Annotated in this window: 22 protein-coding genes; 16 read left to right on the top strand and 6 right to left on the bottom strand. The window is 64.0% G+C overall.

Translation table 11 applies throughout. The features are described 5' to 3' along the window. Window positions 1-58 precede the first annotated feature (58 nt). Window positions 59-799 carry a ComF family protein gene (locus RTH74_RS13210; RefSeq protein WP_316914957.1) on the bottom strand — a complete coding sequence of 247 codons (741 nt, stop codon included), beginning with the start codon at window positions 797-799 and terminating at the stop codon, window positions 59-61. A 43-nt stretch (window positions 800-842) separates the two neighbouring features. Then, window positions 843-1,136: a hypothetical protein gene (locus tag RTH74_RS13205; RefSeq protein ID WP_017675774.1), complete on the bottom strand. Its 294-nt coding sequence runs from the start codon at window positions 1,134-1,136 to the stop codon at window positions 843-845. Between the two features lie 196 nt (window positions 1,137-1,332). Here RTH74_RS13205 and bioB point away from each other — a divergent pair, with 196 nt between their 5' ends. The 10 genes from bioB to RTH74_RS13155 all read left to right on the top strand — a co-directional run bounded on the left by bioB (window position 1,333) and on the right by RTH74_RS13155 (window position 12,492). Next, a complete protein-coding gene (bioB, locus tag RTH74_RS13200) occupies window positions 1,333-2,391 on the top strand; it encodes a biotin synthase BioB (RefSeq protein ID WP_112210867.1) in 1,059 nt (352 codons plus the stop codon). Between the two features lie 88 nt (window positions 2,392-2,479). After that, the gene (gene bioF / locus RTH74_RS13195; protein ID WP_316914956.1) at window positions 2,480-3,649 is read left to right on the top strand and encodes an 8-amino-7-oxononanoate synthase; all 1,170 of its coding nucleotides are present in this window, start codon (window positions 2,480-2,482) and stop codon (window positions 3,647-3,649) included. Beyond that, a complete protein-coding gene (locus tag RTH74_RS13190) occupies window positions 3,642-4,364 on the top strand; it encodes an alpha/beta fold hydrolase (protein WP_316914955.1) in 723 nt (240 codons plus the stop codon). The genes bioF and RTH74_RS13190 overlap by 8 nt, the downstream gene beginning before the upstream one ends. A gap of 7 nt (window positions 4,365-4,371) precedes the next feature. Next, the gene (gene bioC, locus RTH74_RS13185) at window positions 4,372-5,202 is read left to right on the top strand and encodes a malonyl-ACP O-methyltransferase BioC (RefSeq protein ID WP_316915091.1); all 831 of its coding nucleotides are present in this window, start codon (window positions 4,372-4,374) and stop codon (window positions 5,200-5,202) included. Between the two features lie 58 nt (window positions 5,203-5,260). After that, a complete protein-coding gene (gene bioD / locus RTH74_RS13180; protein WP_316914954.1) occupies window positions 5,261-5,947 on the top strand; it encodes a dethiobiotin synthase in 687 nt (228 codons plus the stop codon). A 99-nt stretch (window positions 5,948-6,046) separates the two neighbouring features. Next, on the top strand, window positions 6,047-6,346 hold the full coding sequence (locus RTH74_RS13175) for a hypothetical protein (RefSeq protein ID WP_316914953.1): 300 nt from the start codon (window positions 6,047-6,049) through the stop codon (window positions 6,344-6,346). Between the two features lie 54 nt (window positions 6,347-6,400). Further along, a complete protein-coding gene (locus tag RTH74_RS13170; protein WP_316914952.1) occupies window positions 6,401-7,138 on the top strand; it encodes a putative metalloprotease CJM1_0395 family protein in 738 nt (245 codons plus the stop codon). Window positions 7,139-7,307: 169 nt separating this feature from the next. Next, entirely contained in the window at window positions 7,308-9,113 is a 1,806-nt protein-coding gene (locus RTH74_RS13165; protein WP_316914951.1) for a phenylacyl-CoA dehydrogenase, read from the top strand. 115 nt (window positions 9,114-9,228) lie between these two features. Further along, window positions 9,229-10,548, top strand: coding sequence for a GGDEF domain-containing protein (locus tag RTH74_RS13160; protein ID WP_420713165.1), 1,320 nt, complete (start codon window positions 9,229-9,231; stop codon window positions 10,546-10,548). A 165-nt stretch (window positions 10,549-10,713) separates the two neighbouring features. Next, on the top strand, window positions 10,714-12,492 hold the full coding sequence (locus RTH74_RS13155; RefSeq protein ID WP_316914950.1) for an acyl-CoA dehydrogenase C-terminal domain-containing protein: 1,779 nt from the start codon (window positions 10,714-10,716) through the stop codon (window positions 12,490-12,492). Window positions 12,493-12,551: 59 nt separating this feature from the next. On the opposite strand, the gene RTH74_RS13150 is transcribed toward RTH74_RS13155, so the two are convergent. Both RTH74_RS13150 and RTH74_RS13145 read right to left on the bottom strand, forming a co-directional pair. Next, window positions 12,552-13,856: an OprD family porin gene (locus RTH74_RS13150; protein ID WP_316914949.1), complete on the bottom strand. Its 1,305-nt coding sequence runs from the start codon at window positions 13,854-13,856 to the stop codon at window positions 12,552-12,554. A gap of 267 nt (window positions 13,857-14,123) precedes the next feature. After that, window positions 14,124-14,714 (bottom strand): HutD family protein, encoded by a 591-nt coding sequence (locus RTH74_RS13145; protein ID WP_316914948.1) that lies wholly within the window; start codon window positions 14,712-14,714, stop codon window positions 14,124-14,126. Window positions 14,715-14,941: 227 nt separating this feature from the next. Here RTH74_RS13145 and hutI point away from each other — a divergent pair, with 227 nt between their 5' ends. From hutI to hutC, 6 genes are all read left to right on the top strand, one after another. Then, on the top strand, window positions 14,942-16,159 hold the full coding sequence (hutI, locus tag RTH74_RS13140) for an imidazolonepropionase (protein WP_316914947.1): 1,218 nt from the start codon (window positions 14,942-14,944) through the stop codon (window positions 16,157-16,159). Then, complete coding sequence (gene hutG, locus RTH74_RS13135; protein WP_316914946.1) at window positions 16,149-17,084, top strand: formimidoylglutamase; 936 nt, start codon at window positions 16,149-16,151, stop codon at window positions 17,082-17,084. Before hutI ends, hutG begins: the two co-directional genes overlap by 11 nt. A gap of 86 nt (window positions 17,085-17,170) precedes the next feature. Then, a complete protein-coding gene (locus RTH74_RS13130; RefSeq protein WP_316914945.1) occupies window positions 17,171-18,496 on the top strand; it encodes a YjiH family protein in 1,326 nt (441 codons plus the stop codon). Window positions 18,497-18,534: 38 nt separating this feature from the next. Then, entirely contained in the window at window positions 18,535-20,196 is a 1,662-nt protein-coding gene (gene hutU / locus RTH74_RS13125) for a urocanate hydratase (protein WP_143499675.1), read from the top strand. Window positions 20,197-20,311: 115 nt separating this feature from the next. After that, entirely contained in the window at window positions 20,312-21,847 is a 1,536-nt protein-coding gene (gene hutH / locus RTH74_RS13120) for a histidine ammonia-lyase (protein WP_316914944.1), read from the top strand. An 88-nt stretch (window positions 21,848-21,935) separates the two neighbouring features. Further along, window positions 21,936-22,649 carry a histidine utilization repressor gene (hutC, locus tag RTH74_RS13115; protein WP_106733253.1) on the top strand — a complete coding sequence of 238 codons (714 nt, stop codon included), beginning with the start codon at window positions 21,936-21,938 and terminating at the stop codon, window positions 22,647-22,649. A gap of 59 nt (window positions 22,650-22,708) precedes the next feature. Here the strand turns inward: hutC and RTH74_RS13110 are convergent, their stop codons facing one another. Together RTH74_RS13110 and RTH74_RS13105 are read right to left on the bottom strand one after the other, a co-directional pair. Further along, the gene (locus RTH74_RS13110) at window positions 22,709-23,368 is read right to left on the bottom strand and encodes an endonuclease (RefSeq protein WP_316914943.1); all 660 of its coding nucleotides are present in this window, start codon (window positions 23,366-23,368) and stop codon (window positions 22,709-22,711) included. A 383-nt stretch (window positions 23,369-23,751) separates the two neighbouring features. After that, entirely contained in the window at window positions 23,752-24,630 is an 879-nt protein-coding gene (locus RTH74_RS13105; RefSeq protein ID WP_316914942.1) for an alpha/beta fold hydrolase, read from the bottom strand.

Below are 24,630 nucleotides of genomic sequence, written 5' to 3'. Positions count from 1 at the left end.
TGAGGCGTGGCCAGGAAGGATGTCGGGCAAGGTGCGTGACTGCGCCTGGCGCGTCAAGTCAGCCATCGCCCGGCCGTGGCGTGCGGGCCAGGCAATACACATCGACGCGCAGGGCGCCGGCGCGACGCAGCAGATGGGCGAGCACGCCCGCCGTGGCGCCGGTGGTGAGCACGTCGTCGACCAGCGCCAGGTGCGCGCCAGCCACCTTGGCCTGCAGTTCCAGGCTGAAGGCCTGACGCAGATTGCGCTTGCGCGTCGCGGCATCCAGCCCTTGCTGTGCGGGCGTATCGACACGGCGCTGAAGCCAGTCTCGCTCTACCGGCAGGTCGAGGCTGGTGCTCAGCCACTCGGCGAGCATCTGCGCCTGATTGAAGCCGCGTCGCCGCTGGCGCTTGCGCGCCAGTGGAACGGGCAACAGCGCCTGGGGTCGTGGCAGGCCTTCGTCATAGGCATGGCGAAGGTGTTCAGCCAGCAGTTCGGCGAGCAGACGGCCGTATGGCCATTGCGCCTGATGCTTGAAGCGGGTGATCAGATTGTCGACGGGAAAGGCATAGCGCCAGGGCGCCTCCACGCGGCTGAAACTCGGCGGCTTGTTCTGGCAGGCGCCGCAGATCATGCCGTGGGCCGGCAATGGCACCGCACAGATCTGGCAATGCGCACCGAGCCAAGGCAACTCTGCCTCGCAAGCCGTGCAGACCGCGTGCGTGGGGTGATCGGTGGTTTCGTCGCAAAGCTGGCAATGGCGGCGCGGTCGCAGCCAGGGGAGGCGTTGCAGGAGGGTTGGGGCGAACGCTGGCATCGCGGCTCATCCATGAGCGGTAGTGCCAGAAGTGTAGTTCGCGTCAGCGGATGAGCCAGCCCATGACGATCAGGCCGAGAAACAGCCAGATCACCCCGCCGATGATCGAGCCGCGCAGCAGTGAACGAGCGCCGCTGAACAGGAACAGCAGGCCGATGATCAGCAGGATGATGCTGAAGATCGACACGTCCATGCCAATGGCCCTGGCCATACCCTGGAGAAAGTCGTCGATGGCATCGGCCATGGCGCCTAGCACGCCGGACAACATGTCGACGATGAAACGGATGGCGCGACCCAGCGCTTCGCCGAGCCCTTCAAAAAAACCTTCAACCTGCATGCAGAACATCCTGTGGGAGGGGTAAGCATTTGGCCTTGTGCCATGACATAAGTTCTATTGGTTATTAATTGATCATATGTAAACCTGTGTCTTTATCGTGGTTGACAGCATCCAATCGCCACTTATGATGGCCAAAGCCTGAATGCCCCGTGTGGGCCTGACAACAGATGCCACCAAGCGTCGAAGGACTTCTCAGATGAGCGCAACCGCCGAAATCACCACCCGCCACGACTGGAGCCTCGCCGAGGTTCGCGCGCTGTTCGAGCAGCCTTTCAACGACCTGCTGTTCCAGGCGCAGAGCGTCCATCGCCAGCACTTCGACCCGAACCGCGTGCAGGTCTCGACCCTGCTGTCGATCAAGACCGGCGCCTGCCCCGAAGATTGCAAGTACTGCCCGCAGTCCGGCCACTACAACACCGGCCTGGACAAGGAAAAGCTGATGGAAGTGCAGAAGGTGCTGGAGGCGGCCGCCGAGGCCAAGGCCATCGGCTCCACGCGTTTCTGCATGGGCGCCGCGTGGAAGCATCCGTCCGCCAAGGACATGCCTTACGTGCTGGAAATGGTGAAGGGCGTGAAGAAGCTCGGCCTGGAAACCTGCATGACCCTTGGTCGCCTCGATCAGGAGCAGACCCAGGCGCTGGCTGACGCGGGCCTGGACTACTACAACCACAACCTCGATACCTCGCCGGAGTTCTACGGGAGCATCATCACTACCCGTACCTACGGTGAGCGCCTGCAGACCCTGGCTTACGTGCGCGAGGCGGGGATGAAGATCTGCTCGGGTGGCATTCTCGGCATGGGCGAGTCGGTGGATGACCGCGCCGGGCTCTTGATCCAACTGGCCAACCTGCCGGAGCATCCGGAGAGCGTGCCGATCAACATGCTGGTCAAGGTCAAGGGCACGCCGCTGGCCGAGGAGAAGGACGTCGACCCGTTCGACTTCATCCGCACTTTGGCCGTGGCACGGATCATGATGCCGAAGTCCCACGTGCGCCTGTCTGCCGGCCGCGAGGCGATGAACGAGCAGATGCAGGCCCTGGCCTTCATGGCGGGCGCCAACTCGATCTTCTACGGCGAGAAGCTGCTGACCACCGCCAACCCGCAGGCGGACAAGGACATGGCCCTGTTCAAGCGCCTCGGCATCAAGCCTGAGGAGCGCGAAGAGCACGCCGACGAGGTGCACCAGGCGGCCATCGAGCAGGCGCTGGTCGAGCAGCGCGATTCCAAGCTGTTCTACAACGCCGCTTCGGCCTGATTCCTTTTATGTGGGAGCGAGCTCTGCTCGCGAATGACCTCCTGTCCTGGTTTTTCGCTCGCCACGCTCGCTTCTACGGAAAACGTGCATGAGCTTCGATCTTGCTACGCGCCTGGCCGAGCGTCAGGCCGCCGATCTGTTCCGCCAACGCCCGCTGTTGCAGACCCCGCAGGGGCCGCAGGTGCGCGCCGATGGTCAGGAGCTGTTGGCCTTCTGTTCCAATGACTATCTAGGCCTGGCCAACCACCCCGAAGTGATCCGCGCCATGCAGCAGGGCGCGGAAAAATGGGGCGTCGGCGGCGGCGCATCGCATCTGGTGATCGGCCACAGCACCCCGCATCACGAACTTGAAGAGGCGCTGGCCGCGTTCACCGGCAGGCCGCGTGCGCTGTTGTTCTCCACCGGTTACATGGCCAACCTGGCGGTCGTCACCGCCTTGCTCGGGCAGGGCGACAGCGTACTGCAGGATCGTCTCAACCACGCCTCGCTACTCGATGCCGGCCTGCTCTGCGGAGCGCGTTTTTCCCGCTACCTGCACAACGATGCGGTGAGCCTGGCCAACCGCTTGCGCAAGGTCACTGGCAACTGCCTGGTGGTCACCGATGGTGTGTTCAGCATGGACGGCGACCTGGCCGATCTACCGGCATTGTGCGCCGAGGCGCGCGCCGCGCAGGCCTGGGTGATGGTCGATGATGCCCATGGCTTCGGCCCGCTGGGCGCCACCGGCGGCGGTATCGTCGAGCACTTCGGTCTGGGCCAGGATGACGTGCAGGTGCTGGTCGGCACACTGGGCAAGGCCTTTGGTACCGCTGGCGCCTTCGTCGCCGGCAGCGAGGAGCTGATCGAGACGCTGATCCAGTTCGCCCGGCCCTACATCTACACCACCAGCCAACCGCCGGCGGTGGCCTGCGCCACGTTGAAGAGCCTGGAGCTGCTGCGCAGCGAAAGCTGGCGCCGCGAACACTTGCAGCGGTTGATCGCCCGCTTCCGTCAGGGCGCCGCCGAGATCGGCCTGAGCCTGATGGACAGTCCCACCCCGATTCAGCCGATTCTGGTCGGCGACAGTGCGCGTGCGCTCAAACTGTCTGCGCTGCTCAAGGATCGCGGCCTGCTGGTCGGCGCGATTCGCCCACCGACCGTACCGGCTGGCAGCGCCCGTTTGCGCGTGACCCTGTCCGCTGCGCACAGCGATGCGCAGCTCGAACTGCTACTCGAGGCGCTGGCCGAGTGCTGGCCGCAGGTGCAGGCCGATGCGTGAGACGCTGATTCTGTTGCCGGGCTGGGGCCTGGACGGCGCCTTGCTGCAACCACTGGCGAAGGCGTTGGGTGGCGATATGCAGGTGCAGGTGCCGGCCTTGCCGCGCCTGAGCAGTGCGGCCGCTGCCGATTGGCTCGACGAGCTGGATACGCGTCTGCCGCATGATTGCTGGCTGGCCGGTTGGTCGCTTGGCGGCATGCTGGCCGCCGCCCTGGCTGCGCGTCGTGGCAAGCGCTGCCGTGGCTTGATCACCTTGGCCAGCAATGCCTGTTTCGTCGCCAGCGATACCTGGCCGACGGCCATGCCGGCACAGACCTACGCAGCCTTCTACGAGGGCTGCCAGGAGAAAGCTGGCGCTACGCTCAAACGTTTCGCCATGCTCTGTGCCCAGGGTGGCGCTGACGCGCGCGGCCTGTCACGGCAGTTGCAAAGCCATCTGTCGACCAGCGACGAGTCCGCTCTGCTGGCCGGGCTGCGCCTACTGGCGAGCCTGGACAATCGCGCTGCGCTGGCCGCGTATAACGGGCCGCAATTGCACCTGCTGGCCGAGCAGGATGCGCTGGTGCCAGCAGCGGCAGGCGACGCACTGCTGGCGCTGTTGCCAGCGGGTGAGGTGGACGTGCTGGAAGAATGCGGCCATGCCTTCGTGCGCGAGCAGGCAGATGCCCTGGCGGTCTTGATGCTCGATTTCATCCGTGAGGCCAGCGATGTCTGAGCTGCGTATGGCGCCTCAGGAGTTCCCCGGTGCGCACGGCGCACCCTACGGAGATGTGGCGTTGCCGGACAAGCGTCAGGTCGCTGCGTCGTTTTCCCGTGCGGCAGCCAGTTACGACTCGGTGGCCGAGCTGCAACGCAGTGTCGGCAACCAGCTGCTGGCGCATTTGCCTGCTTCGCTACAGCCGCTTCGCTGGCTGGACCTGGGCAGCGGCACAGGCCATTTCACCCGCGCCCTGGCCGAACGTTATGCACCGAGCGAGGGCCTGGCGGTGGATATCGCCGAGGGCATGTTGCGCCACGCCAGGCCTCAGGGCGGTGCTGCGCATTTCATCGCCGGTGATGCCGAAGCGCTACCGCTGCAAAGCGCCAGCGTCGATCTGCTGTTCTCCAGCCTGGCGCTGCAATGGTGTGCCGATTTCACGCGCGTGCTGAGCGAAGCGCAGCGGGTGTTGCGTCCCGGTGGCGTGCTGGCGTTCTCCAGCCTGTGTGTCGGTACATTGCAGGAGCTGCGTGATAGCTGGCTGGCGGTCGACGGCCTGGTCCACGTCAATCGTTTTCGCCATTTCGAGGATTATCAGCAACTGTGCGCGGCCAGTGGTTTGCAGGTGCTTACGCTGCAGCGCGAGTCTGAAGTTCTGCACTTTCCTGATCTGCGCAGCCTGACCACCTCCCTCAAGGACCTCGGTGCGCACAATCTCAACCCGGGGCGTCCGGGTGGGCTGACGGGGCGCTTGCGCATTCGTGCGCTAATCGAGGCTTACGAGCACTTCCGTCAGCCGCAGGGACTGCCGGCCACCTATCAGGTGGTGTACGGCGTGCTGCAGAAACCTTCTTAGGCATGGACCTCGCTCGCCAACCCGCTTCGCGAGCAGAGCTCGCTCCCATGAGGATCAGATGACCCAAGCCTACTTCGTCACCGGCACGGATACCGAAATCGGCAAGACCACTATCGCCGCTGGCCTGCTCCATAGGGCGCGTCTGCAGGGCCTGAGCACCGCAGCGGCCAAACCGGTCGCTTCCGGTTGCGTGCGAACCGCCGATGGCCTGCGCAACGACGATGCGCTGGCCTTGCTCGCCCAATGTTCATTGCCGCTGCACTATGAAGAGGTCAACCCGCTGGCCTTCGAGCCCGCCATTGCCCCGCACCTGGCGGCTCGCGAAGTGGGTATCAAACTGGATGTCGCCAGCCTGCTGCGTCCGGTGCAGGCGATCCTGGCCAGGGGCGCGGATTTCTCGCTGGTGGAGGGCGCAGGCGGCTGGCGCGTACCGCTGGCCGGTGAGGAAAATCTGTCGGACCTGGCCGTGGCGTTGGGCATCCCGGTGATTCTGGTGGTGGGTGTACGCCTGGGTTGTATCAACCACGCGCTGCTGAGCGCAGAGGCGATCGAGCGTGATGGACTGAAGCTGGCCGGCTGGGTGGCCAATATCGTCGAGCCGAAGACCTCACGTCTGGAGGAAAATCTCGCCACCCTCACCGAGCGCCTGCCAGCGCCTTGCCTGGGGCGTGTGCCACACCTGGACAAGGCGACGGCCGCTGCGGTGGCGGAACACCTCAAACTGGAGTTGTTGGCTGACTGGTAATAAACAGCAAACTGACCATAGCCTTTTGCCTGTACGTTTTTTAGCCGATTTCTGCTTCAATACCCGTTATCAGGTTCTACATCCCTCAGGGGGCTGCCGATGGAAATCTCCGCCAACGCATTCAATTCGGGTTTGAACGGTATTCAGGCCGGGCAACGCCGTGTCGAGCAAGCCGCCGGTGATATCGCCAGCAACACCATCAACCCGTCGCAGCAGTCTACTCAGACCCCACCGCAGAATCAGGTCAGTCCGAGTTCACAGGTATCCGAGCGTAACCGCCCTGACCTGACCGAAAGCCTCGTGGCGCTGCGTGTCGGTGAAAACGAAGTGCGCGCCAATGCACGTGTCGTCGACACCGCCGACGAGGTGCTTGGCACCCTGATCGATACCCGCGCTTAAGTCGTCTCACCCCGGCCGCGCGGATGCGGCCAGCAGCGGGGCAGGAGGACGCTCATGCAGATCGGCAGCAGCCTGCCACCGTTCACTCCCGCGCCGTCCGTCAGTTCGGCAAGGCCTCTGTCGTCCGACGTTTCCCCTGATATTGCCCGTGCCGATCAGGCACCTGTTGCGGCGCCGCAGGAGCAGCAAGCCGACTCCGCGGCATCCGGTCGAGAGGAAGCGGATCGCGAGGCCAACCCATCGAACCGCGCAGAAAAATCCGAGCCAAGCCCTCAGGAGCAGCGCCAGCAACAGCTGGAAATCGCCGACCTCGTGCAGCGTGATCGTGAGGTCCGTACCCACGAACAGGCGCATGCTGCCGTTGGCGGGCAATACGCGGGAGCACCGACCTACAGTTTCAAGCGCGGCCCTGATGGGCAGCGTTACGCCGTTTCCGGTGAAGTCAGCATCGATACCGCTCCCATTCCCAATGACCCCGAAGCGACGCTACGCAAGATGGAAATCGTCCTGCGCGCAGCGCTCGCGCCCATCGAACCTTCCCCGCAGGACTTGCGCGTAGCCGCTCTGGCCCAGGCGCAAGCGGCGCAGGCGCGCGTCGAACTGGCCGAGTTGCGGCGTGACGAGGCCAGCGGTACCGACGCGGAGGGCAAGCCGGATGACACGGCTCGACCCGCCGATGAACAGTCCGCCGAGCAGTCGCAGCAGGCTTCGCCGCCAGCGCCTAATCTTGATCTGTATCGGCGACTGGGTGAATTGCCTGCGCCGGAGCCCCGCATCGATCTGGTCGCGTAGTCGGCCGATTGGCAGCGCTTGACAAGGGGTTGGCGTAAACGTATGTTTCAAACGCCTGTTTGATTGCTTCGGCCGCAGCCTCGTGGCCAGGCAGCCGGGAGTGATCCCGAGAGCGACCGCCAAGACGGTCACCCCAACTACTAGGAATCCACCGCAGAGGTTTACCGTTATGCCTGACTACAAGGCCCCCTTGCGTGACATTCGTTTCGTTCGCGACGAACTGCTGGGTTATGAAGCGCACTACCAGAGCCTGCCTGGCTGCCAGGACGCCACTCCAGACATGGTCGACGCCATCCTCGAAGAAGGCGCCAAGTTCTGCGAGCAGGTTCTGGCTCCGCTGAACCGTGTGGGTGACACCGAGGGCTGCACCTGGAGCGAATCCGGTGTGAAAACCCCGACTGGCTTCAAAGAGGCCTATCAGCAGTTCGTTGAAGGCGGCTGGCCGAGCCTGGCCCATGACGTCGAGCATGGCGGCCAAGGTCTGCCTGAGTCGCTCGGCCTGGCCGTCAGCGAGATGGTCGGTTCCGCCAACTGGTCCTGGGGCATGTACCCGGGCCTGTCTCATGGTGCGATGAACACCCTGAGCGAGCATGGTACCGACGAGCAGAAGCACACCTACCTGACCAAGCTGGTATCCGGCGAGTGGACTGGCACCATGTGCCTGACCGAGCCGCATTGCGGCACCGACCTGGGTATGCTGCGCACCAAGGCCGAACCCCAGGCTGATGGTACTTACAAGGTCTCCGGTACCAAGATCTTCATTTCTGCGGGCGAGCACGACATGGCCGATAACATCGTCCATATCGTTCTGGCTCGCCTGCCCGATGCTCCGGCCGGTACCAAGGGTATCTCGCTGTTCATCGTGCCGAAGTTCCTGCCGAACGCCGAAGGCGGCGTAGGCGAGCGTAACGCAGTGTCCTGTGGCTCCATCGAGCACAAGATGGGCATCCACGGCAACGCCACCTGTGTGATGAACTTCGACGGCGCCACAGGCTTCCTGATCGGCCCGGCCAACAAAGGCCTGAACTGCATGTTCACCTTTATGAACACCGCTCGTCTGGGTACCGCGCTGCAAGGCCTGGCCCACGCCGAAGTCGGTTTCCAGGGTGGCATCAAGTACGCCCGCGAGCGTCTGCAGATGCGTTCGCTGACTGGCCCGAAAGCACCGGAAAAAGCCGCTGACCCGATCATCGTGCATCCGGACGTACGTCGTATGCTGCTGACCATGAAGGCGTTCGCCGAAGGCAACCGCGCCATGGTCTACTTCACCGCCAAGCAGGTGGACATCGTCAAGTACAGCCAGAACGAAGAAGAGAAGAAAGCCGCCGACGAGCTGCTGGCGTTCCTCACTCCGATCGCCAAGGCCTTCATGACCGAAGTGGGCTTCGAAGCCGCTTCCCACGGCATGCAGATCTACGGTGGCCATGGCTTTATCGCCGAGTGGGGCATGGAGCAGAACGTTCGCGATTGCCGTATCTCGATGATGTATGAAGGCACCACCGGCATTCAGGCGCTCGACCTGCTGGGTCGTAAGGTTCTGATGACTCAGGGCGGCGCCCTGAAAAACTTCACCAAGATCGTCCACAAGTTCTGCCAGGCCAACGAAGGCAACGATTCCGTCAAGGAATTCGTCGAGCCGCTGGCCAAGCTGAATAAGGAGTGGGGCGATATCACCATGAAGATCGGCATGGCGGCGATGAAGGATCGCGAGGAAGTCGGTGCCGCTTCGGTGGACTACCTGATGTACTCTGGCTACGCCTGCCTGGCTTACTTCTGGGCCGACATGGCGCGCCTGGCTGCCGAGAAGCTGGCTGCCGGTACTGGCGACGAGGCTTTCTACAAGGCCAAGCTGCAGACCGCTCGCTTCTACTTCGCGCGCATCCTGCCGCGTACCCGCACGCATGTCGAAGCCATGCTGTCGGGCGCCAGCAACCTGATGGAAATGGATGAAGAGCACTTCGCGCTCGGCTTCTAAGACCTGATCGGTTGAACCACAACGCCGCCCCCTGGGGCGGCGTTGTCGTTTTTGCACCGGACACTGAAGGGAATGTCGCATCCTGTCGCTGTTTTCAAGAGTCGAAGCAGGCAGAATGCCTCCATCTCTCGCTCAGGATGTCAGCGTGATCCGTCTGGCCAATTTGCGCCTCAGTCACTTCTATTCGTCGTTGCCCTTGCTGGTCGGCGGGTTGGTGGCTGCACGCTTGCCGGTGCTGAGCGAGTTCTTCATCTCCCTGTTCAATGTATTGCCGACGTTGCTGTTGCTTCTCGGCGGTGCGTTCTGTCTGGTCTATGGCCGTCAGCGGGAAATTTTCCTGCTGCTGGTGCTGTATGTCGGCTACTTCCTGCTGGATATCCAGGTCGATCACTTTCGTGACAATGGCCAGATCCGCGACGATGCGGTTCTGGTCTTCCATCTGATCTGCCTGTTGCTACCGCTGCTCTATGCCCTCTACGGCTGCTGGGAGGAGCGTTCGCACCTGCTGCAGGACATGTTCGCCCGCGCCCTGATCTTGCTGGCAGTCAGCGCGGTGGCCTTTGGTTTGGCGCGCCGTTATCCGCAGGGTATTGCCGACTGGTTGGCTAAGATTCACTGGCCATCGTTGCATGGCGCCTGGATGAGCCTGGCGCAGTTGGTTTACGTGGCGTTCCTGGTCGCCTTCATCGCCCTGCTGGTGCAGTACCTGCGTCGGCCAAGGCCGCTGCATGCCGCGCAACTGGTGGGGTTGATCGGTTTGCTGTGGATGCTGCCGCAGGTGTTCATCCTGGCCAATGCGCTGCAGGTGATGATCAGCATGGTGATGCTCATGCTGGTCGCGGCGGTAGCGCACGAGGCCTACCAGATGGCCTTTCGTGACGAGCTCACCGGGCTGCCGGGACGGCGCGCGCTCAACGAGCGTCTGCAGCGCCTGGGGCGTGATTACGTGATTGCCATGGTCGATGTCGATCACTTCAAGAAATTCAACGATACCCACGGCCATGATGTGGGGGATCAGGTGTTGCGTCTGGTCGCCAGCCAGATGCGCAAGGTCGGTGGCGGTGGCAAGGCCTACCGCTATGGCGGTGAGGAGTTCACCTTGCTGTTTCCTGGCAAGACCGTGGAGCAATGCATGCCGCACATGGAAGCGGTGCGTATAGGCATCGAGCAGTACCGCATGCAACTGCGCGACTCGCAAAGCCGGCCGCGCGATGATCGTGAAGGCAAGCAGCGCCGGGCCGGCAAGACCGCCAGCGAGGTATCGGTGACCGTGAGCATGGGCGTCGCCGAGCGTCAGGCCGAGCAGCGCACTCCGCAGGAAGTGATCAAGGAGGCGGACAAGGCGCTGTACAGCGCCAAGGCCGCCGGGCGCAATTGCATCCGGAGCGCCGGTCAGCGTCGCGGCGCTGTGAAGCTGGCTGCCGGGCGCGAATAGCGGCGCTGGCAGACGAGCGGTCAGCAGGTTTTTTCCTCGCCCTTGGTCAATCAGATAGTTGGTGACCTTTTGTGAATTTATAGTCACAAAAAGACCCTATGTGTCTATAAAGTTGTTCAAGTAAACTCGGTCCTCTCACGTAAGTCCGTTTTTCGAGGATGTGTCATGGCCGATTACAAAGCCCCCCTGCGCGACATGCGCTTCGTGCTCAATGAAGTATTCGACGTCTCCACGCTCTGGGCAGAGCTGCCGGCCCTGGCCGAGGTGGTCGATGCCGAGACCGCCAGCGCCATCCTGGAAGAAGCTGGCAAGGTCACGGCGGGCAGCATCGCTCCGCTGAACCGTAGTGGTGACGAAGAAGGCTGCTCCTGGGACAACGGCTTGGTGAAAACCCCTGCCGGTTTCCCCGAGGCCTACCAGACCTACGCCGAGGGTGGCTGGGTCGGTGTTGGCGGTTCGCCGGAATTCGGCGGCATGGGCATGCCCAAGGTGATCGGCGCCCAGGTCGAGGAAATGGTCAACTCGGCCAACCTCTCCTTCGGCCTGTACCCGATGCTGACCGCCGGCGCCTGCCTGTCGATCCTCAACCACGCCAGCGAAGAGCTGAAGGCGCAGTACCTGCCGAACATGTACGCCGGCGTCTGGGCCGGTTCCATGTGCCTGACCGAGCCGCATGCCGGTACCGACCTGGGCATCATCCGCACCAAGGCCGAACCTCAGGCTGACGGCAGTTACAAGATCAGCGGTACCAAGATCTTCATCACTGGTGGCGAGCACGACCTGACCGAGAACATCATCCATCTGGTGCTGGCCAAGCTGCCGGACGCACCGGCTGGCCCGAAAGGCATCTCGCTGTTCATCGTGCCCAAGGTGATGGTCAATGCCGACGGCTCCCTCGGTGAGAACAACGCGCTGGGTTGCGGCTCCATCGAGCACAAGATGGGCATCAAGGCCTCGGCCACCTGCGTGATGAACTTCGACGGCGCCACCGGTTATCTGGTCGGTGAAGTGAACAAGGGCCTCAATGCCATGTTCACCATGATGAACTACGAGCGCCTGGGCGTTGGTATCCAGGGCCTGGCCCTGGGCGAGCGCAGCTACCAGAGCGCCATCGAGTACGCCCGCGAGCGTATTCAGAGCCGCGCGCCGACCGGCCCGGTGGCCAAGGACAAAGCCGCCGACCCGATCATCGTGCATCCGGACGTGCGTCGCATGCTGCTGACCATGAAAGCGCTGAACGAGGGCGGTCGCGCCTTCTCCAGCTACGTTGCCATGCAGCTCGACACCGCCAAATACAGCGAGGACAAGGCCACCGCCCAGCGCGCCGACGAACTGGTGGCGCTACTGACGCCGGTGGCAAAGGCCTTCCTCACCGACATGGCGCTGGAAACCACCGTGCATGGTCAGCAGATCTTCGGTGGCCATGGTTTTATTCGCGAGTGGGGCCAGGAGCAGCTGGTGCGCGACTGCCGCATCACCCAGATCTACGAAGGCACCAACGGTATCCAGTCGCTGGACCTGATGGGGCGCAAGATCGTTGGCAGCGGCGGCAGCTTCTACAAGCACCTGGCCGACGAGATCAAGGGCTTCGTCGCCTCGGCTGACGCCAACCTCGCCGAGTTCACCAAGCCGCTGGCGGCTGCCGTGCAGAACCTCGATGAGCTGACCGCCTGGGTGCTGGACCGTGCCAAGGGCAACCCCAACGAAATCGGTGCTGCTTCGGTGGAGTATCTGCACGTGTTCGGCTACACCGCCTATGCCTACATGTGGGCATTGATGGCGCGGGCTGCGATCGGCAAGGAAGGGCAGGACGAGTTCTACGCCAGCAAGCTGGGCACCGCGCGCTTCTACTTCGCTCGCCTGCTGCCGCGTATCCACTCGCTGAGTGCATCGGTCAAGGCCGGTAGCGAATCGCTGTATCTGCTGGACGCTGCGCAGTTCTGATTCAACGCGGTGCGTACACAAGCCCCGGCCTGAGTGCCGGGGCTTGTGCATTTACAGGGTCAGAAAATCTCGTACGGGAACTCTATGATCAGGCGAACCTGATCTGAGGACACGTCGGACTTGCCATTACCGATACGATGAGTGGCCTGACGTAGCTTGAAGGAAAGGTCCTTGGCCGGGCCGCTCTGCACCACATAGCCCACGGCGAGATCGCGTTCCCAGTGGTCTTCGCTGTCTGCGTAATAGGCATAGGGGCTGCTCGGGTCCATCTTGCTGCCATCGACGTCGGTACCGCGGATGTAGCGGGCGTGGAAGGTCAGGCCGGGCACGCCATAGCTGGCCATGTTGAGGTCGTAGAACAGGCCCCAGGAGCGCTCGTTCGGACCGTTGAAGTCCACCAGCTGCGAGGAGTTCGCCAGGTAGATGGAGTCGTGGAAGGTGCCTGGGCCCATGCCCAGGTAGTCGAACGGCTGGTCGCCGTTGATGCGCTGGTGGGTCACCTTGAAGGTGTGCGCGCCGACGGTATAGGAGGCGGCGAACGACCAGGCGGTGACGCCGATCTCGCCGGCCAGCTTGCGGCCTTCGTCATTCGAGCGATAGATGTTGAAGTCGAAGTTCAGGCTCTGGTCGTCACTCAGCGGGTAGGTGTAGTTGGTGTTGGCGTAGTACTGACGCCAGATGTCCTTGTACTCCGAGCCATAGAGGCTGACGCTGAGGTTGTCGGTGATGGCGTAGTTGCCGCCGACGAAGTCCACGGTATCGGTGCTGACGCCAGCATAGGATGCGTAGAAATCATCAGTGCTGTTGGTGCTGTTGAAGTCCTTGGAGGCGGTCATGTGTCCGGCTTCGAGGTCCAGGCCTGTCCACTCTGAGCTGGTCAGCCAAAAACCGGTAGCGGTTCCTGGAACCAGACGCGCATCGGCCGGTGCGAAAACCGGGTTGTAGGGACGCAGGTTGTTGCCATAACGCAGTTCGGTGTTGGACAGACGCATCTTCACCGAGGCGCCTGCAGAGCCTGCTGCGTCCTTGGTGCCTTCGCCATCCGGTACCAGTACGCCCGCCTGCCCAGAGTATCCACGACCGCCATCGAGCTTGATCGCCGAATAGGCGCTCAGGTCGACGCCGAAACCAACAGTGCCCTGGGTGTAGCCGGACGTGTAGTCGAGGCGAAAACCCTGACCCCATTCACGCCGGTCAGCAGCGCCGCCATGGCGGTCGTGATTCCAGTAGATGTTGCGAGTCATGAACTTCAGGTGACTGTCTTCGATGAAACCCTGGCTTTCGGCCTGATCGGCCAATGCCAGTGGTGCCCCCGTTGCGGTGCTGATGGCCAGGGCCAGTAGTGTTTTTCTGCGAAATGACATGGCTTGCTCTCCGTATGTTGTTAGACATCGTTGGCGGCAGAGAAAGGGGTGTCGCGTCCTCCCTTGGTAGGGCGAGAGTGTTGAAAGGGCCGGTGTGCTGGCCGTGAAGCAGCGAATCCCCCGAGTTCGCATGCGGCGAACCCGGGGGAGGGTACGGAGGTGACGGGTGAGGTAATGGGCGAGAGCGACGGTCAGCGATCAGATACCGACGTGATGGCGCATGGGCATCGGGTGGAGGTCGTTTTTGGCGTCCAGCGGTTCTGGCCCTCAGCCTCTGCGCATTCGGCCAACGTAGAGTGGTGATGGCTGATCACTTTCCAGTGTGAGGCGCCCCCGCTCGTTCTCCAGCAGCACACCGCTGTGTGCTGCCAGCACCTGCTGACCGCCCTCTGGCAGTTGATAGTGTAGAGCTTCGGGTGCGGCATTCCACAGCAGCAACAGCTCGGCGTCGTTCACCAGCACTTGCTCGCCCTGCAGCCGCACCAGGCGCAGCTCATGGCTCCAGACGCCGCGACGGGTCATCAGATTGAGGTCGGTGATCGGGCCGTCCAGCAAGTGCGCGCTGATCGCCTCTTCACCGCTGAACACCGCGATGGCGTCACCGCTAAGCAGCATTTCGCGCTGCCCGTCGGCGCGTTGCAGGCACACGCCGTTGCCGGCGAGCACGGCCAGGCTGCGGTCGATGCCCGGGAAGCTGGAGAAGGCACCATCCACTGCCACCTGAGCAGTGCTGATGCGCCAGGCGAAATCCTCCAGGCCGGCATCCACTGGCGAAATGGCCAACTCCACTGTGGTGCCGCCACCGTTCTTCCAGGGCATCGCGCGAGCGGTTGCGGGGTCTAGCAGGATGCAGGGCATGATCTCTCCAAATGTATATACATAGTGATTGAGCGACAAACGGTCTCGATCACCAGGTCGGTGAAGATGTCTTCAGATAGAGGCCGGTCAGGCTCTATTCAGGGCTATCAAGGCGTGCTGCATATGCCTTGCCTGGTCTTGTGATCATAGGGTCAGGCCGTTGCTCATGGCTTGACGCTGATTCGATCCACTCATATTGTATATACAAAACAAGCCGGGAGAATCCCATGTCGATGCATTCCACCTCGAAACAGCTCTGGCGCGATGTGCAGGTCTTCGATGGCCTGGCGCAGCTGGACGAGGCGATGAACCTGCTGGTCGAGGACGGTTGCATCGCCGGCCTGTGGCCGTCGCGCACCTTCGACGAGGCGCTGGCTCAGGGTGCAGTCGAAACTGGGCGTGGCGGCGTGATGACACCCGGTCTGGTCGATTGCCACACCCATCTGGTCTACGCCGGTGATCGTGCCGGTGAATTCGAGCAGCGCCTGGAAGGCGTCAGCTACGAAACCATCGCCCGCAACGGCGGCGGCATTCTCAGCAGCGTGCGCGCCACTCGCGCGGCAAGTGAAGACGAGCTGATCGCTGCCAGTCTGCCGCGTCTCGATGCGCTGCTGGCCGATGGCGTGACCACGCTAGAGATCAAGTCCGGCTACGGGCTGACCGTTGCCGACGAGCTGAAGATGCTGCGCGTGGCCCGCCGTCTCGGCGAACTGCGCCCGGTGCGGGTGATCACCACGCTGCTCGGCGCCCACGCCCTGCCGCCGGAATACGCCGGCCGCGCCGACGACTACGTGAGCCTGGTCTGTGACGAAATGATCCCGGCTGCTGCCCGTGAAGGGCTGGCCGATGCGGTGGATGTGTTCTGTGAGGGCATCGGCTTTTCTCCGGCGCAGTGCGAGCGCATCTACCAGGCAGCCCAGGCCCATGGTCTGGCGATCAAGGCGCACGCCGAGCAATTGTCCAACCTCGGCGGTAGTGCCCTGGCCGCACGCTACGGCGCGCTGTCCGCCGACCATATCGAATACCTGGATGAGCCCGGCGTGCGCGCCATGGCCGAAGCCGGCACCGTTGCCGTGCTGCTGCCCGGCGCCTTCCATGTGCTGCGCGAAACCCAGTTGCCGCCCATCGAACTGCTGCGCCAGTACGGCGTGCCGATGGCGGTGGCCAGCGACGCTAACCCCGGCACCTCGCCGATCTGCATGCCGACGCTGATGGCCAACCTGGCCTGCACCCTGTTTCGCCTCACCCCGCGCGAAGCCCTGGCCGGCATGACCGCCCATGGCGCCCGCGCCCTCGGCTTGCCAGATCTCGGCCGCATTGCTGTCGGCGCGCCAGCGGATCTGTGCCTGTGGGATATCCAGCAACCGGCCGAACTGGCCTACGCGGTACAGGCCGGGCGTCTGCGCCAGCGCGTGTTCAATGGAGTCGTGACCTATGCTCGCTGATCGTCACAGCATGGCCGCCTGGAGCGGCCGTACCGATCCGGAAACCGACAGCGCGCGCTGGCACCAGCGCATCCAGGCGCTGGCAGAAAACAGCCAGCCGGGCCTGGCCCTGCTCGGCTTCGCCTGCGACGAGGGTGTGCGCCGCAACCACGGTCGCGTTGGCGCCGCCGCTGCGCCACAAAGCGTGCGCAAGGCCCTGGCCAACCTGGCCTGGCATCGCCAGGCGCCGGCCTATGACGCCGGTGACGTGACTTGCGAGGACGGCGACCTGGAAGCCGCGCAGGCGCGCCTGGGCCATAACGTCTGCGCGCTGCTGGACGCCGGCCATCTGCCGCTGGTGATCGGTGGTGGGCATGAAGTGGCCTTCGGTAGCTGGTCTGGCCTGGCCGAGCACCTGAGCGGCCAAGCTGCCCCACGTATTGGCATCGTCAATTTTGACGCCCATTTCGACCTGCGCGACCCGGCCCATGTGCATTCCTCCGGCACACCCTTCGCGCAGATCGCCGAGCAGTGCGCTGCACGCGGCTGGCCGTTCCGCTATGCCTGCCTGGGCGTCAGCCGCGCCAGCAACACCCGCGCGCTGTTCGCCCGCGCCGCCGAGCTGAACGTGCTGGTACGCGAGGATCACGAAATTCGCGAGTCGACTCTCGATGCTATCGGCATAGAGCTGGACGCCTTCGCCGCCGAGTGCGACGCGCTGTACCTGACCATCGATATCGACGTGCTGCCGGCTTGCGAGGCGCCCGGCGTCAGCGCGCCAGCCGCCCGCGGCGTGCGCCTGGAGCTGCTGGAGCCGCTGCTCGAACGGCTCAAGGCCAGCGGCAAGCTGCGCCTGGCCGACCTGGCCGAGCTCAACCCCGAATACGACATCGACAACCGCACCGCCAAGGTGGCTGCGCGGCTGATCCATCTGCTCAGCCTCTGAGCCAAACGCCCGACGCTTCCCGCACAACAACAACTACGAGGAAACACCGATGTTCATCACCGCCCGCCGCGGCCAGGAGCCGTGTCATGTCTGAATCCCTGTCCTTGAGCAGCGGCGTATCGCGCCCACGCGCTCTGGCGCGCCTGCTGGGTTACAGCCTGATCGGCCTGCTGCTGTTCTTCGTGCCGTTCGAGATCGCCGGGCGCTCGACCATCCTTCTCGACCACGCGGCCAGCGCCTTGCAGCTGCATGCGCGACCCCTGGTGATCGGCGTGGCGCTGCTGTTCATGCTCTACGGCGCGCTGGCGCCCTGGCTCGACGGCAGTTGGCGGCGCAGCCTGACCCACAGCGTATTCAGTGTGCTCAAGGTGTTTGGTCTGCTGATCGGCGCCGCTTACCTGCTGCAGCTCGGCCCGCAGGCGCTGTACCAGCCGGACATGCTGCCGTTCCTGTTCGAGAAGCTGGTGCTCAGCCTGGCGCTGATCGTGCCGCTGGGTTCGCTGGCCCTGGTGTTCCTGATCGGCTTCGGCCTGCTGGAACTGATCGGCGTGCTGATGCAGCCGGTGATGCGGCCGATCTGGCGCACGCCGGGCAAGTCGGCCATCGACGCCGTGGCGTCCTTCGTCGGCAGCTACTCGGTGGGCCTGTTGATCACCGACCGCATGTACCAGCAGGGCCATTACAGCGTGCGCGAAGCGGCGATCATCGCTACCGGCTTCTCCACCGTGTCGGCGCCGTTCATGGTGATCATCGCCAAAACCCTGGGCCTGATGGGCCAGTGGAACCTGTATTTCTGGGGCGCCATGGCGGTGACCTTCGCCGTCACCGCGATCAGCGCGCGTATCTACCCGCTGTCGCGCCTGCCGTCCGAGTCCACGCCAGAGGCACAACTGCAACCCGGCGAAAGCCGCCTGGGCAGTGCCTGGCGCGCCGGCATGCAGCAGGCCAGCGTGGCACCATCGTTGGGCTCGGCGCTGCGCGAAACCTTCGTCGATGGCCTGCGCATGACCGCCGCCATCCTGCCGAGCATTCTCGCCGTCGGCCTGCTCGGCTTGCTCGCCGCCAAGTACACGCCGCTGTTCGACGCCCTCGGCGTGCTGCTCTACCCGCTGACCTGGCTGTTCGGCCTGGAAGAACCCATGCAGGTGGCCCGCGCCATGTCCGCCGGCCTTGCCGAGATGTTCCTGCCGGCGATGCTGCTAAAGGATGCCGACGTGCTGGTGAAGTTCGTCACCGCCATCGTTTCGGTCAGCAGCGTGCTGTTTCTCTCCGCCTCGATTCCCTGCGTGCTGGCCACGCGAATTCCGCTGAGCCTGGGCCACCTGCTGCTGATCTGGCTGCAGCGCACCTTGCTCAGCCTGCTGTTGGCCATTCCGCTGGCCTACCTCGCCCAATTTCTGGGTTGGCTCTGACCGCCCACCACTGACCCGTTCCCACAGGAGCCCGCAACATGACCAAGTTCCGCGACACCGAAATCCGCGCCCCGCGCGGCACCACGCTCACCGCCAAGAGCTGGCTGACCGAAGCGCCGCTGCGCATGCTGATGAACAACCTCGACCCGGACGTGGCCGAGAACCCCAAGGAGCTGGTGGTGTATGGCGGCATCGGCCGCGCCGCGCGCAACTGGGAGTGCTACGACAAGATCGTCGAGAGCCTGACCAACCTGAATGACGACGAGACCCTGCTGGTGCAGTCCGGCAAGCCCGTCGGCGTGTTCAAGACCCATAGCAACGCGCCGCGCGTGCTGATCGCCAACTCCAACCTGGTGCCGCACTGGGCGAGCTGGGAGCACTTCAACGAGCTCGACGCCAAGGGCCTGGCCATGTACGGCCAGATGACCGCCGGCAGCTGGATCTACATCGGCAGCCAGGGCATCGTTCAGGGCACCTACGAGACCTTCGTCGAAGCCGGTCGCCAGCACTACGCCGGCAACCTCAAGGGCCGTTGGGTGCTGACCGCAGGCCTGGGTGGCATGGGCGGTGCCCAGCCGCTGGCCGCCACCCTGGCCGGCGCCTGCTCGCTGAACATCGAATGCCAGCAGAGCAGCATCGATTTCCGCCTGCGCAGCCGTTACGTCGACGAGCAGGCCACTGATCTGGACGACGCCCTGGCGCGCATCGCCAAGTACACCGCCGAAGGCAAGGCTATCTCCGTCGCCCTGCTGGGCAACGCTGCCGAGATCCTGCCGGAGTTGGTGCGCCGTGGCGTGCGCCCGGATATGGTCACCGACCAGACCAGCGCCCACGACCCCCTCAATGGCTACCTGCCGATCGGCTGGAGCTGGGCCGAGTACAAGGACCGTGCAGCCACCGACCCGGCTGGCGTGGTCAAGGCTGCCAAGCAGTCCATGGCCGTGCATGTGCAGGCCATGCTCGACTTCCAGAAGATGGGCGTGCCGACCTTCGACTACGGCAACAACATCCGTCAGATGGCCAAGGAAGAGGGCGTGAGCAATGCCTTCGACTTCCCCGGCTTCGTCCCGGCCTATATCCGCCCGCTGTTCTGCCGCGGCATCGGCCCGTTCCGCTGGGCGGCGCTGTCCGGCAACCCCGAGGACATCTACAAGACCGACGCCAAGGTCAAGGAACTGATCCCGGACGATGCCCACCTGCACCGCTGGCTGGACATGGCCCGCGAGCGCATCGCCTTCCAGGGCCTGCCGGCGCGTATCTGCTGGGTCGGCCTGGGCCTGCGTGCCAAGCTTGGCCTGGCCTTCAACGAGATGGTGCGTTCGGGTGAGCTGAGTGCGCCCATCGTCATCGGCCGCGACCACCTGGACAGCGGCTCGGTGTCCAGCCCCAACCGCGAGACCGAGGCCATGCAGGACGGCTCCGATGCCGTGTCCGACTGGCCGCTGCTCAACGCCCTGCTCAATACCGCCAGCGGCGCCACCTGGGTGTCGCTGCACCACGGCGGCGGCGTGGGCATGGGTTTCTCCCAGCATTCGGGTATGGTCATCGTCTGTGATGGCACCGATGAAGCCGCCGCGCGCATTGCCCGCGTACTGACCAACGACCCGGGCACCGGCGTGATGCGTCATGCCGATGCCGGTTACCAGATCGCCATCGATTGCGCCAAGGAGCAGGGGCTGAACCTGCCGATGATCGGTTAATACACGTTCGACGCCGGCCCGCTGGGCCGGCGCATCAATCACTGCACGTATCGCGACTTCAGCCATTATTCGGCTCTGCTTCGCCAGGCGCGAACTCACCGTGGAAGAACAGAACATGAACACCCTGAACCTGAAACCCGGCCACCTGACCCTGGCCGACCTGCGCGCCGCCTACCAGGCCCCCGTGCACCTGACCCTGGACGCCAGCGCTCACGAAGCGATCGACGCCAGCGTCGCCTGCGTCAACCAGATCATCGCCGAGGGTCGCACCGCCTACGGCATCAACACCGGTTTCGGCCTGCTGGCCTCGACCCGCATCGCTAACGACGATCTGGAAAAGCTGCAGCGCTCGCTGGTGCTGTCCCATGCCGCCGGCATCGGCGAGCCGCTGAGCGACGCCATGGTGCGGCTGATCATGTTGCTCAAGATCAACAGCCTGGCGCGTGGCTTCTCCGGCATCCGCCGCCCGGTGATCGAGGCGCTGATCGCCCTGGTCAATGCCGAGGTCTACCCGCATATCCCGCTGAAAGGCTCGGTCGGCGCCTCCGGTGACCTGGCGCCGCTGGCGCATATGTCGCTGGTGCTGCTCGGCGAAAGCCAGGCGCGCCACAAGGGCCAATGGCTGCCCGCCAGCGAGGCGCTGGCCATCGCCGGCCTGGAGCCGATGACCCTGGCCGCCAAGGAAGGCCTGGCGCTGCTCAACGGCACCCAGGTATCCACCGCCTACGCCCTGCGTGGCCTGTTCGAAGGTGAAGACCTGTACGCCGCCGCCAGCGTCTGTGGTGCGCTCAGCGTCGAGGCGCTGCTGGGTTCGCGCTCGCCCTTCGATGCACGCATCCATGCCGCTCGTGGCCAGCGCGGGCAGATCGACGCGGCAGCGGCGTTCCGTCATCTGCTCGGCGACAGCAGCGAGATCGGCCGTTCCCACGCCGCCTGCGACAAGGTGCAGGACCCGTACTCGCTGCGCTGCCAGCCACAGGTCATGGGCGCCTGCCTGACCCAACTGCGCCAGGCTGCCGAAGTGCTCGGCGTCGAGGCCAACGCGGTCTCCGACAACCCGCTGGTGTTCGCCGCTGAAGGCGAGGTGATTTCCGGTGGCAACTTCCACGCCGAACCCGTGGCCATGGCTGCCGACAATATCGCCCTGGCCATCGCTGAAATCGGCGCGCTGTCCGAGCGCCGTATCTCGCTGATGATGGACAAGCACATGTCGCAACTGCCGCCGTTCCTAGTGGCCAATGGTGGGGTCAACTCCGGCTTCATGATCGCCCAGGTCACTGCTGCGGCATTGGCCAGCGAGAACAAGGCACTGGCCCACCCGCACAGCGTTGACAGCCTGCCGACTTCGGCCAACCAGGAAGACCACGTATCCATGGCGCCGGCCGCTGGCAAGCGCCTGTGGGACATGGCTGCCAACACCCGTGGCGTGCTGGCCGTGGAATGGCTGGGCGCCTGCCAGGGCCTGGACTTCCGCGAAGGGCTGAAGAGCACGCCGACGTTGGAACAGGCGCGTCAGGCGCTGCGCGCCAAGGTGCCGTACTACGTCGAAGACCGCTTCTTCGCGCCGGACATCGCCGCCGCTGACGCGCTGCTGGCCGAGCGCGTGCTGACGCCGCTGCTGCCGGCCGGCATGTTGCCGTCGGTAGGCTGATGCGCCTGGCTTGCGCCCGCGCCCGCAAGTGGGAGCGTGGCGCAAGCTCCGCTATCATCCGCGCACCGGGCATACCCAAGGAGCAGCCGTGACCAGTCCCACCCCGCGCTACAAGGCCATCGAGGATTTCCTCCTCGAGCGCATTCACGGCGGCGCCTATCCGGTCAATCACCAGATTCCGCCCGAGGAGCAATTGGCGCGGGATTTCTCCGTCAGCCGCATGACCGCCAACAAGGCGATCCAGAACCTGGTGCAAAAGGGTTATCTGGTGCGTCAGGCCGGGCTGGGCACCTTCGTCACCGACCGCAAGGCCGAGTCACCGCTGCACGAGGTGATGAACATCGCCAGCGAAGTGCGCGGTCGCGGTCACGAATACAGCAACGAAGTGGTGCGTTGCGAAGCCATCGCCGCCGATGACGAGGTGGCCCTGCGCCTGGGGCTGCGCCTGGGCGGCGAGGTATTTCACAGCATCCTCGTGCACCTGCAGGACGGCCTGCCGATCCAGCTCGAGGATCGTTTCGTCAACCCACGCTGGGTGCCGCATTACCTGCAGAGCGACTTCACTCAGGTCACGCCCAACGAGGTGCTGGTCGCCAGTTGCCCGATCTCGGATGTCGAGCATGTGGTGGAGGCGGTGCTGGCGGATGCGCGCACGGCCGAGCTGCTGCAGATCGACCCGGCCATGCCCTGCCTGAGCGTGATCCGCCGTACCTGGTCGGACGATCACCTGATCAGCTACGCGCGGCTGATCCATCCCGGTGACCGCTACAAGCTGCGCTCGCTGCACAAGCGCAGAGCGTAGGCTGTCCACCAACCGTAGGGCGATCCGCAGTGGTAAAGCCCCTCCCACAGTGATCGAAGTCAGTCGCTGATCAGCTGATCCACCAACGAAGGATCGTCGATAAAGCGATTGCGCGTGCCCTGCAGTACCTCGATCTTGTCGTTGCGCGCCTTCTCCTCGGCATCCGGCGGGTCCATGCGGTGCCAGGCCTTGTACATCGGCACCAGGCCGACGATGGGCAGGCCGTACTCGACATGCATGTAGAAGATCGCGCGGGCGATATTGCCCTTGGCTTCGCCCCGCGGCTCCACCAGTTGGAAGCTGGTTTTCAGGTCGCAGCCGATGTCGGCGAACTTGCTCGGCACGTCATCGCCCAGTTCGGCGAACTGGGCGTTGCGCCGTACCAGCTCGACGCGGGTCAGCGCCGGGTAGTAGTTGTGCAGGTCGGCGACGATGTACGGATAGCGCGGGTTCATGATGGTGCACTGGCGGTCGGTGACGCAGCGCATCGCGCTCTTGAGCTGCTTGCTGCTGTAGATCGGGCTGGCAGTCAGGGTGCCGCTTTCGCGGGCGAAGGTCTGGCCGCAATAGAGCGTGGTGCCACCACTGCCGTAGAGCTCCTGCCAGAACGCCTGATCGATGGCCTGTTTGGCATCGTCCAGTCGGGTCTGGCCGCTGGCCTGGGAGAAGGTACTGATGCCGGTTGCCAGGCAACCAAGAAGCAAGGTGACTGCGCGCATACTCGAGCCCCAGTGACCGCCGTTGTCGGGGTCTGTTGTTTTTGTAGGACAAACTGCAGTCTAGCAAGACGTACGTCACAAAAAACATGGCAAATGCGTTCTGCCAACACGAGAGGGTCGGGGCGAAGCGAGACGGCTGACAGGAAGCGGTTTCGTGTAAGCCATGGCTTACACGATGTGCCGAATATCGCCACTGTTGGTTGATCAGGTACGGGCGTACTCTGCCGCACATGGATTCAGCGCAGGAAGCGCCTAGACAAACAGGGACACGCTGGACAGCCGCCAGGATGGTGAGCAGATCAAGGATGTCAGGACTACAGTCTGCAAGGCCCCGCAATCGCGGGGTTTTCTTTTTTCTGGCCTAGAAATTTTCAGCAGCCTGCTCATGCCGCGCGTTGTTCGATGCGCAGTTGCTCGAACCAATCCAGCGTCTCGTCCCACAGGCGCTGCGCTGCCGGGCGGAAATACCCCATATGACCAATATTGCCCAGGCCTTCCGCCTGTGAGTCGAGCGTACGCGTCTGGTAGGGCGCGTTGACGTACGCAGCCATGAAGGCATCGCGTGAGGCAGGCGGTGCCCACAGGTCGTCCAGGCTGTTGAGCGCCACCATCGGCGTGTTCACCTGGGCGAAGCGCTCGGCCAGTCCCGGCATCTGTGGGTCGTCGAAGAAGTAGCGGGGGAAGCGGCACCAGCGTTTCCACTGGCGATAGACGCCCAGTGGCAGATCCTCGCCCATGCCCAGCTTGCTCCAGGCCAGATAGCCCTTGTAGCGCGTCATCAACGGGCCGATCACTCGCCACATGGCCAGCACGCGCACTTGCTCGGCCTTGGGCATCCAGCCGTGCCAGCCGGCGCCGGTGCCGAAGGTGTAGAAGCCGGCGACCTGATCATGATTGGGCAGCAGGCCGAAGGCATGGCCGCCGAAGGAGTGGCCGATCATGAACAGCGGGCGCTCGGCGTGCCGATGTTGATCCACCGCAGCGGCCAGATCGAGGTGCGCCCAGTCCAGATACTCCATCTCGAAGCCGCGCAGGCTGTCTGGCCTGGATTGGCCGATGCCACGGTAGTCCAGGGTCATAGTGTTGAAACCACGGCTGGCGGCATGTTCGGCAAAGCGCCGATAGAAACCTTGCGGCACGCCGGTAGCGCCGGCGATCAGCAATTGTGCCTGGGGGCGCTCTGCGTGGTAGCGCGTGGCGGCCAACGGATAGTCGTCGAGGGCCAGCAGGGGCTGGGTTTCGCGGCGAATGCTCGTGCTCAT

It is taken from the genome of Pseudomonas sp. zfem001 (assembly GCF_032621725.1).
GTDB lineage: Bacteria > Pseudomonadota > Gammaproteobacteria > Pseudomonadales > Pseudomonadaceae > Aquipseudomonas > Aquipseudomonas sediminis.
Note: the sequence above shows the minus strand (reverse complement) of the source record. Positions and strands in the feature narration are given on the sequence as shown.

Coding starts and splice junctions, on each gene's coding strand:
- RTH74_RS13210 (WP_316914957.1), bottom strand. CDS start 799: ATGCCAGCGTTCGCCCCAACCCTCCTGCAACGCCTCCCCTGGCTGCGA.
- RTH74_RS13205 (WP_017675774.1), bottom strand. CDS start 1,136: ATGCAGGTTGAAGGTTTTTTTGAAGGGCTCGGCGAAGCGCTGGGTCGC.
- bioB (WP_112210867.1), top strand. CDS start 1,333: ATGAGCGCAACCGCCGAAATCACCACCCGCCACGACTGGAGCCTCGCC.
- bioF (WP_316914956.1), top strand. CDS start 2,480: ATGAGCTTCGATCTTGCTACGCGCCTGGCCGAGCGTCAGGCCGCCGAT.
- RTH74_RS13190 (WP_316914955.1), top strand. CDS start 3,642: ATGCGTGAGACGCTGATTCTGTTGCCGGGCTGGGGCCTGGACGGCGCC.
- bioC (WP_316915091.1), top strand. CDS start 4,372: ATGGCGCCTCAGGAGTTCCCCGGTGCGCACGGCGCACCCTACGGAGAT.
- bioD (WP_316914954.1), top strand. CDS start 5,261: ATGACCCAAGCCTACTTCGTCACCGGCACGGATACCGAAATCGGCAAG.
- RTH74_RS13175 (WP_316914953.1), top strand. CDS start 6,047: ATGGAAATCTCCGCCAACGCATTCAATTCGGGTTTGAACGGTATTCAG.
- RTH74_RS13170 (WP_316914952.1), top strand. CDS start 6,401: ATGCAGATCGGCAGCAGCCTGCCACCGTTCACTCCCGCGCCGTCCGTC.
- RTH74_RS13165 (WP_316914951.1), top strand. CDS start 7,308: ATGCCTGACTACAAGGCCCCCTTGCGTGACATTCGTTTCGTTCGCGAC.
- RTH74_RS13160 (WP_420713165.1), top strand. CDS start 9,229: ATGCCTCCATCTCTCGCTCAGGATGTCAGCGTGATCCGTCTGGCCAAT.
- RTH74_RS13155 (WP_316914950.1), top strand. CDS start 10,714: ATGGCCGATTACAAAGCCCCCCTGCGCGACATGCGCTTCGTGCTCAAT.
- RTH74_RS13150 (WP_316914949.1), bottom strand. CDS start 13,856: ATGTCATTTCGCAGAAAAACACTACTGGCCCTGGCCATCAGCACCGCA.
- RTH74_RS13145 (WP_316914948.1), bottom strand. CDS start 14,714: ATGCCCTGCATCCTGCTAGACCCCGCAACCGCTCGCGCGATGCCCTGG.
- hutI (WP_316914947.1), top strand. CDS start 14,942: ATGTCGATGCATTCCACCTCGAAACAGCTCTGGCGCGATGTGCAGGTC.
- hutG (WP_316914946.1), top strand. CDS start 16,149: ATGCTCGCTGATCGTCACAGCATGGCCGCCTGGAGCGGCCGTACCGAT.
- RTH74_RS13130 (WP_316914945.1), top strand. CDS start 17,171: ATGTCTGAATCCCTGTCCTTGAGCAGCGGCGTATCGCGCCCACGCGCT.
- hutU (WP_143499675.1), top strand. CDS start 18,535: ATGACCAAGTTCCGCGACACCGAAATCCGCGCCCCGCGCGGCACCACG.
- hutH (WP_316914944.1), top strand. CDS start 20,312: ATGAACACCCTGAACCTGAAACCCGGCCACCTGACCCTGGCCGACCTG.
- RTH74_RS13110 (WP_316914943.1), bottom strand. CDS start 23,368: ATGCGCGCAGTCACCTTGCTTCTTGGTTGCCTGGCAACCGGCATCAGT.
- RTH74_RS13105 (WP_316914942.1), bottom strand. CDS start 24,630: ATGAGCACGAGCATTCGCCGCGAAACCCAGCCCCTGCTGGCCCTCGAC.